Annotated in this window: 14 protein-coding genes; 5 read left to right on the forward strand and 9 right to left on the reverse strand. The window is 72.6% G+C overall.

From position 1 onward, the window contains the following. Positions 1 to 129: 129 nt before the first annotated feature. Positions 130 to 1,173, reverse strand: a complete 1,044-nt coding sequence (locus OXR63_RS10220) for an NAD(P)-dependent alcohol dehydrogenase (RefSeq protein ID WP_267422591.1) — start codon at positions 1,171 to 1,173, stop codon at positions 130 to 132. A 183-nt stretch (positions 1,174 to 1,356) separates the two neighbouring features. Here OXR63_RS10220 and OXR63_RS10225 point away from each other — a divergent pair, with 183 nt between their 5' ends. From OXR63_RS10225 to OXR63_RS10235, 3 genes are all read left to right on the forward strand, one after another. Next, entirely contained in the window at positions 1,357 to 1,797 is a 441-nt protein-coding gene (locus OXR63_RS10225; protein ID WP_071279069.1) for an OsmC family peroxiredoxin, read from the forward strand. 92 nt (positions 1,798 to 1,889) lie between these two features. Continuing rightward, entirely contained in the window at positions 1,890 to 2,144 is a 255-nt protein-coding gene (locus tag OXR63_RS10230) for a hypothetical protein (RefSeq protein WP_267422601.1), read from the forward strand. 70 nt (positions 2,145 to 2,214) lie between these two features. Then, the gene (locus OXR63_RS10235; RefSeq protein WP_267422605.1) at positions 2,215 to 3,732 is read left to right on the forward strand and encodes a threonine/serine ThrE exporter family protein; all 1,518 of its coding nucleotides are present in this window, start codon (positions 2,215 to 2,217) and stop codon (positions 3,730 to 3,732) included. Between the two features lie 49 nt (positions 3,733 to 3,781). Here OXR63_RS10235 and OXR63_RS10240 read toward each other — a convergent pair whose 3' ends face one another. Continuing rightward, complete coding sequence (locus OXR63_RS10240) at positions 3,782 to 3,976, reverse strand: DUF2795 domain-containing protein (RefSeq protein ID WP_071279063.1); 195 nt, start codon at positions 3,974 to 3,976, stop codon at positions 3,782 to 3,784. 120 nt (positions 3,977 to 4,096) lie between these two features. Beyond that, positions 4,097 to 4,774, reverse strand: a complete 678-nt coding sequence (locus tag OXR63_RS10245; RefSeq protein WP_267422610.1) for a hypothetical protein — start codon at positions 4,772 to 4,774, stop codon at positions 4,097 to 4,099. Between the two features lie 229 nt (positions 4,775 to 5,003). On the opposite strand from OXR63_RS10245, the gene OXR63_RS10250 reads away from it, so the two are divergent. After that, positions 5,004 to 5,327: a hypothetical protein gene (locus tag OXR63_RS10250; RefSeq protein ID WP_267422613.1), complete on the forward strand. Its 324-nt coding sequence runs from the start codon at positions 5,004 to 5,006 to the stop codon at positions 5,325 to 5,327. Positions 5,328 to 5,492: 165 nt separating this feature from the next. On the opposite strand, the gene OXR63_RS10255 is transcribed toward OXR63_RS10250, so the two are convergent. Together OXR63_RS10255 and OXR63_RS10260 are read right to left on the reverse strand one after the other, a co-directional pair. Beyond that, complete coding sequence (locus tag OXR63_RS10255; protein ID WP_267422616.1) at positions 5,493 to 6,404, reverse strand: SDR family oxidoreductase; 912 nt, start codon at positions 6,402 to 6,404, stop codon at positions 5,493 to 5,495. Positions 6,405 to 6,494: 90 nt separating this feature from the next. After that, entirely contained in the window at positions 6,495 to 7,385 is an 891-nt protein-coding gene (locus tag OXR63_RS10260; RefSeq protein WP_267422618.1) for a helix-turn-helix domain-containing protein, read from the reverse strand. A gap of 142 nt (positions 7,386 to 7,527) precedes the next feature. Between OXR63_RS10260 and OXR63_RS10265 the strand changes: the two genes are divergently transcribed. Next, positions 7,528 to 8,268, forward strand: coding sequence for an SDR family oxidoreductase (locus OXR63_RS10265; protein ID WP_267422621.1), 741 nt, complete (start codon positions 7,528 to 7,530; stop codon positions 8,266 to 8,268). A 35-nt stretch (positions 8,269 to 8,303) separates the two neighbouring features. On the opposite strand, the gene OXR63_RS10270 is transcribed toward OXR63_RS10265, so the two are convergent. The 4 genes from OXR63_RS10270 to OXR63_RS10285 form a co-directional block, all read right to left on the reverse strand. Continuing rightward, positions 8,304 to 9,254: a PfkB family carbohydrate kinase gene (locus OXR63_RS10270; RefSeq protein WP_267422624.1), complete on the reverse strand. Its 951-nt coding sequence runs from the start codon at positions 9,252 to 9,254 to the stop codon at positions 8,304 to 8,306. Further along, positions 9,254 to 10,747 carry a purine-cytosine permease family protein gene (locus OXR63_RS10275; RefSeq protein ID WP_267422626.1) on the reverse strand — a complete coding sequence of 498 codons (1,494 nt, stop codon included), beginning with the start codon at positions 10,745 to 10,747 and terminating at the stop codon, positions 9,254 to 9,256. Before OXR63_RS10275 ends, OXR63_RS10270 begins: the two co-directional genes overlap by 1 nt. Before the next feature lie 134 nt (positions 10,748 to 10,881). After that, the gene (locus OXR63_RS10280; protein ID WP_267422629.1) at positions 10,882 to 11,877 is read right to left on the reverse strand and encodes an ADP-ribosylglycohydrolase family protein; all 996 of its coding nucleotides are present in this window, start codon (positions 11,875 to 11,877) and stop codon (positions 10,882 to 10,884) included. After that, positions 11,874 to 12,671, reverse strand: a complete 798-nt coding sequence (locus tag OXR63_RS10285) for a GntR family transcriptional regulator (RefSeq protein ID WP_267422632.1) — start codon at positions 12,669 to 12,671, stop codon at positions 11,874 to 11,876. Before OXR63_RS10285 ends, OXR63_RS10280 begins: the two co-directional genes overlap by 4 nt. Positions 12,672 to 12,722: the final 51 nt, after the last annotated feature.

Consider the following 12,722-nt stretch of genomic DNA (forward strand, 5'->3'; position numbering starts at 1 on the left):
TACGTCCTTGGGTCGAGTTGAGAACTTCCCAAGTTTGGCGGCGCTCGTCCCATCGCGCTACCCCGATTCGCGACGCGGCGACCCGCAGATGCCCCATGCCCCGACCGAGGGTTCAGAGGACGATCGTCCTCAGAGCGTCGGCACGACCACCGCGCGCCCGGACAGCTCCCCTGCCTCGAGCTTCCGGTACGCCTCGAGCGCGTCGTCGAGGGAGTAGCGCTCGATGTCCGGCACGATCTGGCCCGCGCGGTACATCGCGACGACGTCGTGCAGGTCCTCGATCGTGCCCCAGTAAGTGTTCGTGATCGTCGACTCGTACGGCGTCGAGAAGAAGTTCCACTCGGTGGTGCCACCCGCGATCCCGACGACGGTGAAGCGGCCGCCGACGGCCATGGACGCCTGCGCGAGCTTGACGGTCGGGGTCGCACCGACGAAGTCGAACGCCGCGTCCACGCCCTTGCCGCCCGCGATCTCGCGGATCCGGGCCGCCTGGTCCGGGCCGCCGGGGACCGTCACCGCGCCACGCTCGGCAGCGCGGGCCATGGCGTCCTCCTTCATGTCCGTCGCGATGACGGTCGCTCCGGTCAGCGCGGTGAGGATCTGGACGGCGATCTGCCCGAGGCCGCCGAGGCCGACGACGAGCGCGTACTTCCCGCCTCCCGCCAGGTTCGGGAGCGCGTTCTTGATCGCGTGGTACGGCGTCAGGGCCGCGTCGCTGAGGGGTGCTGCGGCGACCGGGTCGGCGTCGCCGAGCGGGACGAGGTTGCGTGCGGGGACGGTCACGTACTCCGCCATGCCGCCGTCGCGACCGAGGCCGATGCCCATGTACGGGTTCGTCGCGGCGTTCTCGCAGTAGGTGTCCTGCCCCTTCGAGCAGTACCGGCAGTGCCCGCAGCCGACCGGGCCGTAGACCAGGTAGGCGTCGCCCGGAGTGAAGCCCGAGACGCCCTCACCCACGGACTCGACCCAGCCGGAGTTCTCGTGTCCGAGCGTGAACGCCGGTGCCTGCGCGCCCGGCTGCCCCTGCTGGAACTCGCGGTACACGGCCACGTTGGAGTGGCACGCGCCGGCTCCGGCGACCTTGAGCAACACCTCCCCCGGACCCGGCGTGGGCTTCGGGACGTCCTTCAGGGAGGGGAAGGTCTGGTACTGCTCGAACACGACGGCACGCATGATCCCAAACTACACCTGTCGCGTAACGCCGCTGTCGTGGTCGGCGGAGAGAACACGTCGACCAACGCTCACGGACGGCGATGCTGCGTCTTCGCCGAGAGCGGGTTGCGAGAACGAGCGTTCTCCGATTGACTCGGCTCTGGCGGGTCCGTTCGGTCCCTCCCCCATGACGAAAGGACTGGCATGCCCACGCGCACCGCTCGCACCGCCTGGAACGGCGGACTGAACGACGGCTCCGGCCAGGTCGAACTCTCCAGCTCCAAGGTCGGCACCTACGACGTCTCCTTCCCGAAGCGCGCCGCCGAGGACGCCGACGGCACCACCAGTCCCGAGGAGCTCATCGCCGCAGCGCACTCCGCCTGCTACGCGATGCAGTTCTCCGCCATCCTCGGCGAGGTCGGCGGCACCGTCGAGGCCCTCGACGTCAAGGCCGACGTCTCGCTCGGCCCGGACAGCGCCGGCGGGTTCAAGCTCACCGGGATCGTCCTGACGGTCAACGGCGAGATCTCCGGCGTCGACGAGGCCACCTTCCAGAAGGCAGCGCAGGACGCCAAGGCGACCTGCCCCGTCAGCAAGGCCCTCACCGGTGTCGAGATCACGCTGAACGCGACGCTCGAGCAGTAGTCGTCACCACCTGCGGACGGGAGGCTCGGTGCCAGCTGGCACCGGGCCTCCCGTCCGTCCTGGGGTCGCCCCCGCGAGCTACGCTCGTGTCCGTGAGCGGACCGCGGCAGACCTGGACGGACGTCGCGCTGTGGCTCGGTCTGCTCGCCGCAGTCGCAGGGACCATCGTCGCCCTCACCCACCGTCGGATCCCGACCGGGTGGTTCGCATACGCCCCGCTGACCGACTACGCCTTCGTCGCCGGCACGACGAACTGGCCGGTCGTGATCGGAGCCAGCGTCGCCGTCGTCGGCGCGGTGGTCGCGGCCTTCGCGGCCGGCCGACTCAGCGTCCGGCGCCGACGCTGACGCTGCCGGACACCCCCAGGCGTCCAGCGGACGGTCGGACTCGCGTCCGTCGGCCAGGCACAATGGCGTGATGCCCGACCCGCTCCACCCTGCTCCCCGGACGGGCCGCCCTCCGCGTCCCCCGCACCGCCCCCGTGCCAGGAGCGTCGCGCAGCACGACCTCCGTGACATCCGCGCCCGGCTCCGCGGCTCGATCTACGAGCACGTCGAACCGGACCGCCAGGCCGCCGCGCAGTACACCGCCGTGCAGATCGTCGACTTCTGCCTCGACGTCGCCGAGGTGATGCTGGCCTCCGGTGCCGACACCAGGAGCGTCGAGATCGCGCTGGTCGCCGTCGCGACGAAGTGGAACCTCGCACCGCTGGAGCTCGACTTCACCGGCAGCTCCGTGACGATCCAGTACGCCCCGTCCGACGGCCCGGTGCTGGTCAAGATGCGGACCGTGCGCTCCGACGGGTCCAACCTGAACCGGCTGGCGTGGGCGAACCAGATCGTGGACGACGTCATCCACGACGAACGCGACATGACCTCGGCCGTGAGCGCGCTCGTCGCCGTGCTGCGGATGCCTTCCCGGTGGCCGACGTGGATCGCCGACGTCGGGCTGTCGATCCTGGGGACGTCGATCGCGATGCAGGCCGGTGGTGGCTGGCGCGCCGGCGTGGGGGCGTTCGTCCTGATGCTCGGCATCATCGTCTCCGGACGGTGGCTGACGGGCCGGGGCTACCCGCAGTTCTTCGTGTCCGGGGCGCAGGGCGCGGTCGCGTCGGTGATCGGCACGCTCGCCATCGGCGCCGGGGTCCTGCAGCCGACGGGCGCCGCCACGATGGTCGCGGCGCTCGTGGTGCTCCTGCTGCCACACGTGTCGCTCGTGACCTGGGCGCAGGACGCGATCTCCGGCTTCCGGGCGATGGCCGTCGCCCGCGCGTTCTACATCGGGCTGGTCATCGCCGCGATCGTCGTGGGGGTGCCGGCGGGCATCGCGATGACGAAGTGGCTGCACCTCGAGGTCGACCCGTCGGGGATCGTCACGCAGACCCTGCCGCTCTGGGCGTCGCTCTCGCTGACCGTGGTGTCGGCCGCGGCGAACTGCTTCGTGCAGCAGGCGAGCGCGCGGGTGATCCCGGTCGCCGTCGTCTTCTCGGTGGCGGCGGCATCGGCGCTGTGGGGGCTCCGGCAGCTCGGGCTGCCGCTGCTCGGGGCGACCTTCGTGGCGGCGGTGCTGCTCGGCGTGCTGTCGACGTACGCCGCGGTGCGCATGCGGACGGCCGTGTCCGCGATCTCCGTGCCGGCGTTCTGCGGGGCGCTGCTGCCCGGTGTCGCCGTGTCGAACGCGCTGCTGAACTTCATGTCCGGCACGTCGAGCGCCGCGCTGGACTTCATCGCGGCCGTCTCCGTCGCGCTCGGCATCGGCGCCGGCCTGGTGCTCGGATCGCTCTTCGCGACACCCGGCGCACGACGTGCCCTCCGGCGGTCGCGGCGGGTGCACGTGCAGTCGGTGCACAGCGACACCACGGCGATCCGGGTGCTGCGCGACACGGGCTACGACCCCGGGAACGGGACGGTCCCCCGGGGGTCCCGGACGCCCTGACAGCAGGCGGCGGGACCGGCGGGGGACCGGCCTTCGGTGACGCTGGGCGTCAGTCGGTCTCGGAGACGGCCTTCGACACTGCCGTCGGGCCGTCGTACTCCTGGTCCGGGATCTGCTTCAGGGCGTCGAGGACGTTGTCGTCCGCGCCCTCCTTCTCGGCCGTCGTGACGATGTCGTCCTTCGACGCCGGGTAGTCGATACCGCTCAGGAACTTCTGGACCTGGATCGGGTTCGGTGCTGCCATGACGGCTCCTTCCGTTGGAGGTCCCGTCGTACCCGGCGCACCCTCGTCACGCTGCCAGCAGCGCGTCCTCCGGCCAGTGGCGTCGGGTCAGTGACGCGCGCTGCGGCCAGTGGCGTCGGCTCAGAGGTCCCAGCCGTCGTCGGCCCACGTCGACAGCCGGCGGGCGGCCTGGGGCTCGTACCGCTCCATCCACCCGCGCTCGAGCCGCGCCACGGACCGGTCGAACGCCGGCACCAGGTCGAGGTCGGCGCGCAGCAGGGCCTGCAGCTGCAGCCCCTCGTAGAGCGCGATGAGCTGTTCCGCCCCACGGCGGGGGTCCATCGTGTGCGGCGCACGGCCGACGGCGATGTCGTGCTCGAGCCCGCGCTTGATCTGCAGGAAGAAGAGCTGGTAGCGGGAGCGGAGGTACGTCGACATCGGGTGCGCGGGGTTGCCGGCGACCGAGAGCAGCGCGACGAGCAGACGCATGAGCGCCGGGTCCTCCGCGTTCGAGGCGACGATCGCGCGGAGGAGCTCGACGGTCGTGCCGTTCCTCCCGACGTCCTGGGTGACGTCGTCCATGCGCGTGCCGTTCCAGCGGTCGAGCGCGGCCAGCACCAGGCCGTCCCACGACGGGAAGTGCTGGCGCAGCTCGTACACGCTGATCGCGAGCCGGTCGGCCACGTCCTCGGGGCGGGCCTCGTGGAAGGGCACGTCCCGGAGCAGGTCGACGGTGGCACCCACGATCGTGATCCGCAGGTGCAGGGTCGCGGCCGCGGCGGCTGCCGCCGCGGTGTCCGCGCTGGTGTCTTCGAGCATCGTGCCCTCCGTCGATCCGGGACGCCGAGCCGACGTCGTCGTGGCGCGTGTCCGATCCGCGGACGTCCTGTCCGCATGGCCGTCCCAGGACGGGCGGCTCGGCAAGTCAACCGCGTTCCGGGGCCGAGCAGCATCCCCGGTCCGGGGGGCGTGCGGAAGGGGGACAGTGCCGCGCACGGCCCGGTCGTACACCTGGCGGGTCCCCGGCCGGGTGTGTGACGATGCCGCAATGACCCCGAACGACCCCATCGCCCAGGGCCTGGCGACCATGGCGTCCGCCGGCTTCGAGTTCGGCGATGACACCGACCAGGTCGCGCACGACGTCCGCACCATGTGGGAGCAGCTCGGCCGGCCGCACGGGGCGTTCGACGCCGCCGCGCACGCGATCGCCGTGCTGCCCCAGCGGCCCGAGGTGCCCGTCGCCGACCAGGCACGCCGCAGCGAGCTCGAGCGGGCGTTCGGGATCAACCCCGTCGAGATCGAGCTGGCCGCCGCGATGTCGGCCCGCGAGCTGCTCGAGGCCATGGCGCGGAGCTGCGGCGTCTCGGGCTGACGCCGACGCCCGACGAGCCGCCCGGTGCCCGCCGGGACCACGAATGGTGCGAGGTTCCCCACCCCGTGCGGGCACATGACCCAGCACGGCGAGTGGAACCTCGCACCATGCGACAACAGCAGCACCAGCACGCAGCACGCGGCCGGCCGCCGCACGCAGCAACCGCTACGGCGTCGGCATGCCGCCGTCGACGTGGAGCGTCTCCCCGACGACGTACGACGACTCGCCGCTCGCCAGGAACACGTAGGCCGGCGCGAGCTCGGCGGGCTGGCCCCAACGGCCGAGGTAGGTCTGCTCGCCCGCGGACGGCAGCGCCTCCGGCGGCTGACCGCCGGCCGGCTGCAGCGGCGTCCAGATCGGACCCGGTGCGACGGCGTTGACGCGGATGCCCTTCGGCGCGAGCTGCGCGGCGAGGCCCTTCGCGAGGTTGTTCACGGTGGCCTTCGTGGCCGCGTAGTGCACCAGGTGCGGCGACGGCGCGTAGGCCTGGATCGAGGTCGTGTTGATGATCGTCGAGCCCGGCTTGAGGTGCGGGACGGCGGCCTTCGTGATGCGGAAGGTGCCGTAGACGTTCGTCTTGAAGGTCTCGTCGAACTCGTCGTCGGAGATCTTCGTGATGTCGTCGACGTTCTGCTGCTTGCCGGCGTTGTTCACGAGGATGTCGAGCCCACCGAGCTCCTGCACGGCGGTCGCGACGAGCTGCTCGCAGAACTCGAGCGACGTGATGTCACCCGGGATCGCGACGGCCTTGCGGCCGGCGGCCTCGATGAGCGAGATGATGCGGTCGGCGTCCTCCTGCTCCTCGGGGAGGTAGCCGATGGCCACGTCGGCGCCCTCACGGGCGTAGGCGATCGCGACGGCGGCACCGATGCCGGAGTCACCGCCGGTGATGAGCGCCTTGCGGCCCTCGAGTCGGCCCGAGCCGCGGTAGGTGTCCTCACCGTGGTCGGCCGGGACGTTCTGCGCCATCTCCGCGTCCGTGCCGGCACCCTTGAGGTACTGCTCGTCGGGCGTCTTGTCGGCGTAGAGCTTCGTCGGGTCCTGCATCGTGTACTGGTCGATCTGCTGGTCCGTCATGTCCCTCACGGTACGCAGCGGGGTCGCCACACCGCCCAGGAGGCTGTCCCCCGTTGCGCGCACCGGCCACGGTCCGTCAGGCGGGTGCCATCACGACCGGTCGCCCAGCACCGCACGTCCTCCGGCCGCACCGTCGGTGACACCCCCGGTGCTGCCGCTGCCGCTGCCGCTGCTCGACGCCATCGCCGCCAGGAGGCGGACCTTCTCGGCGCTCTCGCCGTCCGCGTCCGGGTGGTACACGACGAAGAGCAGCCCGTCCACGGGGAACTTCTCCCGGTGCAACCGCATGGTCCCGAGCGACGGGTGGTGGACGACGGTCGAGTTCCCCGCGAGACGGCGGACGTCCTGACGGGCCCACAGCGACCGGAACCGCGCGCTGGCCATCGACAGCTCCCCGACGACCTCGACCGCCCGGGCATCGGTGACGTCGTCGCCGACCGTGTGCCGGAAGGACGCGACCGCGTCGGCCGTCGCGGTCTCCCAGTCGTCGTGGAACTCGCGCTCCTCCGCGTCGAGGAGCAGCGACCGCAGGCGGTTCTCCCCCGGGGTCAGACGCGGCGAGAACGCCGTCGCGATCGCGTTCGCGGCCAGGACGTCGAAGTGGCGTCCCTCGATGAACGCGGGCAGCTCGAGCGTGGCGAGCAGCTGGTGCAGGCGCGGCGGCACGCGTTCGGCCGGGCGACGACGCCTGGACCTCGGCCGGGTCGCTCCGAGACCGAGGAGGAACTCGGTCTCCACGTCGTCGAGCTGGAGCACCCGCGCCAGGGACTCCAGCACCTGCGTCGACGGGTTGCTGTCCCGGCCGCGTTCGAGACGCAGGTAGTAGTCGAGGCTGATCCCGGCGAGCAGCGCCACCTCCTCACGCCGGAGTCCGGTGACCCGCCGGTTGCCGCCTGGGCCGAGTCCGACCTGCTCCGGCGTGACGAGACCGCGCCGTGCGAGCAGGTACTCGCCGAGCCGGTTCGCCGTGGGGTCGTCCATGTGCCTCACGCTACCGAGCAGCCCGGGTCGGCGGGGTGCCCTGTCACTCCCCTGGACCACGGGGGACCTCCCGCGGCCCTGGCGGTGCGCGCACGATCGTCTCGTCCCACCCACAACCACAGGACCAGAGAAGAGCACCACCATGGACATCCACGACCGCACCGTCCTCGTCGTCGGCGGCACGTCCGGCATCGGCCTCGGACTCGCCCGCCGGTTCGCCGACGCCGGCTCCACCGTCGTCGTCGGCGGCCGCGACACCGGCCGGGTCGACGACCTCGAGACCGTCTCCGTCGACGTCACCGACCCGGAGTCGGTCATCCGCGCTCGTGACACGGTGCTGGCGGCGCACCCCGACCTCGACGTCGTCGTGACGATGTCCGGCGTGATGCTGCTCGAGGACCTCCGTGACCCGGCGCACTTCGCGTCCACGGCGACCACGATCGACGTCAACCTGCTCGGCACGATCCGCGTGCTCGACGCCTTCACGCCGCACCTCGTCGCACAGGGCCACGGCGACTTCATGACGGTGACCTCGGGCATCGCGTTCATGCCGTTCCCGCTCATGGCGTCCTACGGTGCGTCGAAGGCCGCGGTCCACGCGTACAGCGAGGCCCTCCGCGCGCACCTCGTCGGCACCGGCGTCGGCGTCACCGAGCTCGTGCCGCCGGCGGTCGCCACCGCCGGGCAGGAGCAGGTGAACCCGAACGCGCTGCCGCTGGACGCGTACCTCGACGAGGTCATCGGGCTGCTCACACAGACACCGACCCCGGACGAGGTCGTCGTCGAGCGTGCGCAGGCACTGCGGTGGGCCGAGCGCGACGGCACGTACGCCGCGCTGCTCGAGCAGCGGTCGCAGTCACTCGCCACCCTGCCGGGGCGCTGACCGGTCCGGCAACGGCCTTGGACGGGAGGCCCTGGTCACCCTCGGCGTTCGGCCTCTGTCCGGTGCGGGGCCAGGAACGCGTCCGTCTCGGCCCGGGTTGGCGCCGTCGCCGGCCCCGGCCGGGTGACCGCGATCGCCGCGGCCGCGTTCGCGCGCCGGACCGCGCCGAGGATCCCCTCACCACGCGAGAGCGCGGCGACGAGGACGCCTCCGTGTGCGTCCCCGGCGCCGTTCGTGTCGACGGCCGCCACCGGGAAGCCCGGCATCAGGACGGGCCCGCCGGGCAGGGTCCGGTCGGCCACCCAGCACCCGGCCCCGCCGTCGCGCACCAGCACCGTGCCGGGTGCTCCCGCGGCGATCGTGGTGACCGCCTGTCGGAGGTCGGCCGACCCCGGGGACAGGAGCCGAGCCTCCCGGGCGTTCGTGGACAGCACGTCCGCACGCGCCATGACGGGGCCGAGCACCGCCGGGATGAGCGTGTCGACGAGCGGCGACGGGTCGAACACCACGCGCACCGCGGCCGGGACGGAGCCGAGCCAGTCCGCGATCGCGCGCCCGTTCACGGGGTGCGCCAGGCCGTAGCCGGAGACGAACAGCGTGTCGTCGTCGCGCAGCGTGACGCGGGCGAGCTCCTCGGCACCGAGTCGGCCCTCTGCTCCGACGCTCGTGACGAACGTGCGCTCGGTCGAGGCGTCCACGAGCGCGACGCAGTACCCGCTGTCGACGTCGTCGAGGCCGGGCTGCAGGACCTCGACGTCGGCGTCCGCCAGGGCCCGGCGGACCACGTCACCGAACGGCCCGGTGCCGTACTGGCCGGCGAAGACGACCGCCATGCCGTCGCGGCGCGCGGCGACCATCGTGTTGAGCCCGCCGCCGGCCGTGATCTCCGACGACGACGCGATGACGTCGCCGCCCGGCTCGGGCAGGGCACCGACCCGCAGCACGATGTCGACGATCACGTTGCCGACCGAGACGAGCCGGGGCATCAGGCGCGCTCGCGGACCGGCATCGGGGCGGACTCGTCCGCGGGCTCGTGCAGCACGCCCTTCGGCCCACCGGTGAGCGCGTAGAGGGCCGCGGCGACGATGAACGTGACGATCCAGCCGAGGCCGTTCGCGCCGATCCACGTCGAGGAGAACGCCCCGGTGAAGACCGGGTCGGCGTCGCCGACCTGCACGTTCGTGAACAGGAACCCGACGACGATCGCGACGGCCCAGGCGACGAGGGCACGCCAGGCGACGCCGCCGGAGTACCAGTAGCGGCCGCCGGCGCCCAGGTCGAGCAGGGCCTCCGGGTCGTACCAGGTGCGACGGACGATGTCGGCGATGAAGACGCCGAGCCACGCGGTGATCGGGACGGCCAGCACCGAGATGAACGTGATGAACGGCGCGTAGAAGCCGTCGGCCACGAGCATGAAGTACATCGCGCCGAGCGTGGTCACGACGACGTCGACGGCCACCGCCCACACCCGGGGCACCTTGACGCCGAGGGTCAGCGTGGTGAGGCTCGCCGAGTACACGGACAGGTGGTTCGAGAGCAGCAAGCCGCCGAACGCGGCGATCAGGTACGGCACGGCCATCCAGCCGGGCAGCAGGTCGCGGATCGCGGCGACGGGGTCACCGGCCTGGGCGAGCGTCGGGTCACCGGCGGACACCAGTGCGCCGAGCCCGACGAGCAGCACGAGCGGGATGCCGGCGCCGGCGGCGCTCGCGGCGACGAGCTTGGACGCGCGGACGCTGCGCCTGGAGTACCGAGCGATGTCCGCGCCGGCGGTGGCCCAGCCGATGCCGGTGCCCGCGGCGATCGTGCCGATGCCGATCGCCATCGCGGCGAACGGCCCAGCGGGGGCGCTGCCGACGACGTGCCAGTCGACGCGGAGCACCAGGAACACGGCGACGAACACGTTCAGCGCGCCGAACACCCATGTCGCCCACCGCTGCACGGCGACGATGAACGCGTGGCCGAGGCCGGAGATGAGCACGGTCGCGACGACGAACACCAGGATCGCGACGATCGTGAGCAGTGGGGCGTGCTTGGCGTCACCGTCCGTGCCGAAGAGGATCGTGAACAGCGACAGCAGCACGAACGCGGCCGTGGTCGTGTTCACCGTCTCCCAGCCCAGGCGGGAGAGCAGCGACACGAACGTCGGGCCGATGTTGCCGCGTACGCCGAAGACCGCTCGGCTCAGGGTCAGGCCGGGCGCACCGCCACGACGACCCGCGACCGAGATCACCCCGACGACGGCGAACGACCCGGCGGCGCCGATCACGGCGACGAGCAGCGCCTGCCAGACGTTGAGGTGCTGGAACGCCACCAGGGTCGCCCCGAGCGGCAGCCCGAGGATCGAGATGTTCGCGGCGAACCAGACCCAGAACAGCGCGCCGGCGTTCCCGGTGCGCTCGGCGGCGGGGACGGGCTCGATGCCGCGCTGTTCGATGCTGGTGAGCGTGCCGCTGGAGTGGGGAGCGGTGTCGGACATGGTCTCTCTCACGTCGTCGGAAGGGATTCGGGGGGCTTCGGGGGGCTTCGGGGGGCTTGGGGGGCTTGGGGGGCTTCGGGGATGAGACCCGGTCGATGGCGTTGGGGGGACGCCACCGACCGGGGGCTTGGGGGCTACGCGGAGGGGCGCAGCGCGAGGAGCGGCGTCACGACGTCGGCGAACCGCAGGTCGTTGACACGCTCGACCTGCTCGGCGGCACCGTCCGGCCACGCGGACGGTCCGTGCACGGCGCCGAGCACCGCGCCGGCCATCGCCGCGATCGTGTCCGTGTCACCGCCGAGGCTCGCGGCGGTGCAGAGCGTCTCCCACGGGTCGAGGTCGAGCGACACGAGCGCGAGCGCGGCGACGACGGACTCCTGGCTCGCGACGCTGGTGCCGATGACACCGTCGACCGTCGCGATCCGCTCGTCGGCCGCGATCGTCGGCAGGAACCCGCGCGCCCAGCTCGTCTTCGCGGCGATCGAGGCACCGGCGACCCAGTGGCCGCGGCGTTCCCCGATCCGTGCCGCGGCGACCGCGACGTCGAGGGCCTCGGTCCGGGAGGCCCCGTCGATCCCGGCGCTCACCGCGGCGGCGACCGCGGCGGCACCGGCGATGCCGAGCCCGGTGTCGTGGGTGACCCGGCAGGCGTCCTGCACGGCGTCGACCAGGGCGTCGAGGTCGTCGGCCCGCGTGGTGATCCCGACCGGGGTGATGCGCATGGCGGCGCCGTTCGTGGTCCCGGTGGAGCCCGCCTCGGACACGGGGACGCCGTCGAGGATGCGCTGCACGGCCGTCTTCGTGCTGGGCCCGAGCAGGTCGAGGGACCCCTTCGCCGCCATCGCCCGCTCCCAGGCGATCAGGGCCTCGGCGAACCGGGTCGGGTCGAGCCGCCCGTCGCCCTCGACGAGCAGCCGGGCGACGAGGACCGCCTGCTCGGTGTCGTCCGTGACGCTCGTGGCGGGCATGCCGTGCGCGATCCGCTGCCGGGGTCCGGCGTCGACGAAGCCCTCGATGCGCCCGTGGTCGGCGCGGATCTCGTCGAGGGACATCGACTGCGTGGGCATGCCGAGCGCGTCGCCGATCGCGAGGCCCTGGAAGGCGGCGAGCGCGTGGTCGTGGGGGGTCATCGGGTCGTGTCCTGTCGTGTGGAGCGGTCGGCGGTCCGGGTCGGGGACATCGGCGCCGGGGTCGTCGGCCGCGGGGTCGTCGGCGCTGCGGACGGCTGCCCGAACCGCATGTGGATCCGGAACCGGTCGGGGTCGAGCAGGCTGTCGACGGCCTCGACGAACGCGCCCCCGGCGGACCGGGACACCCGTCGGCTGTGCAGGAAGGGCGTGCCGGCGGGACGCCCCAGCGCGAGCGCCTCGGACTCGTCGAGCGGACGGACGTCGATCCACTGCTCGGCCCGGGCGGGGACGAGGCCGGCCGCCGCGATGGTGGCGCTGAGGGATCCGTCGACCAGGCCGTCCTCGACGGATCGGTCCAGTCGGCCGATGCGGGGGACCAGGCTCCGCTCGTAGGAGACCGCCGGACCGTCGACGACCGAGCGGACGCGGTCGACCGCGATCAGCTCGGGGTCGGCCCCGACGACGCTGGCGAGCTCGGGGTCCACGACCCGCTCGATCCGGAGCGTGACCGCCCGGACCTCGGCACCGCTGCCGGCGATCGACCGTGCCCAGCCGGCCCGCGGGTCGAGCGCTGCGCCGTCGAAGGTCACGACCGACCCGATGCCGCCGTGGGTGGCGATGTACTCGTCGTCGGCCAGGTCGGCGAGCGCCGCGCGGACGGTGCCCCGGCTGACCGAGAACCGCTCGGCGAGCTCGTGCTCGCCCGGCAGCCGCTCACCGTGGCCGTAGCGGCCCGTCCCGATGGCGTCGCGCAGGGCGTCGGCGACGAGGCGTCGCTTCGATGAGACGGGCATGGCAGGAACGGTACATGTACAAGACCTGTCCAGTCCAGGGACAGCCGGTTC

It is taken from the genome of Curtobacterium sp. GC_Cur_3 (genome assembly GCF_026544205.1).
GTDB lineage: Bacteria > Actinomycetota > Actinomycetes > Actinomycetales > Microbacteriaceae > Curtobacterium.

Excerpts from the sequence above, each read along its gene's own strand:
- OXR63_RS10220 (WP_267422591.1), bottom strand. The coding sequence starts at position 1,173 with ATGCGTGCCGTCGTGTTCGAGCAGTACCAGACCTTCCCCTCCCTGAAG.
- OXR63_RS10225 (WP_071279069.1), top strand. The coding sequence starts at position 1,357 with ATGCCCACGCGCACCGCTCGCACCGCCTGGAACGGCGGACTGAACGAC.
- OXR63_RS10235 (WP_267422605.1), top strand. The coding sequence starts at position 2,215 with ATGCCCGACCCGCTCCACCCTGCTCCCCGGACGGGCCGCCCTCCGCGT.
- OXR63_RS10240 (WP_071279063.1), bottom strand. The coding sequence starts at position 3,976 with ATGGCAGCACCGAACCCGATCCAGGTCCAGAAGTTCCTGAGCGGTATC.
- OXR63_RS10245 (WP_267422610.1), bottom strand. The coding sequence starts at position 4,774 with ATGCTCGAAGACACCAGCGCGGACACCGCGGCGGCAGCCGCCGCGGCC.
- OXR63_RS10250 (WP_267422613.1), top strand. The coding sequence starts at position 5,004 with ATGACCCCGAACGACCCCATCGCCCAGGGCCTGGCGACCATGGCGTCC.
- OXR63_RS10255 (WP_267422616.1), bottom strand. The coding sequence starts at position 6,404 with ATGACGGACCAGCAGATCGACCAGTACACGATGCAGGACCCGACGAAG.
- OXR63_RS10260 (WP_267422618.1), bottom strand. The coding sequence starts at position 7,385 with ATGGACGACCCCACGGCGAACCGGCTCGGCGAGTACCTGCTCGCACGG.
- OXR63_RS10265 (WP_267422621.1), top strand. The coding sequence starts at position 7,528 with ATGGACATCCACGACCGCACCGTCCTCGTCGTCGGCGGCACGTCCGGC.
- OXR63_RS10270 (WP_267422624.1), bottom strand. The coding sequence starts at position 9,254 with ATGCCCCGGCTCGTCTCGGTCGGCAACGTGATCGTCGACATCGTGCTG.
- OXR63_RS10275 (WP_267422626.1), bottom strand. The coding sequence starts at position 10,747 with ATGTCCGACACCGCTCCCCACTCCAGCGGCACGCTCACCAGCATCGAA.
- OXR63_RS10280 (WP_267422629.1), bottom strand. The coding sequence starts at position 11,877 with ATGACCCCCCACGACCACGCGCTCGCCGCCTTCCAGGGCCTCGCGATC.
- OXR63_RS10285 (WP_267422632.1), bottom strand. The coding sequence starts at position 12,671 with ATGCCCGTCTCATCGAAGCGACGCCTCGTCGCCGACGCCCTGCGCGAC.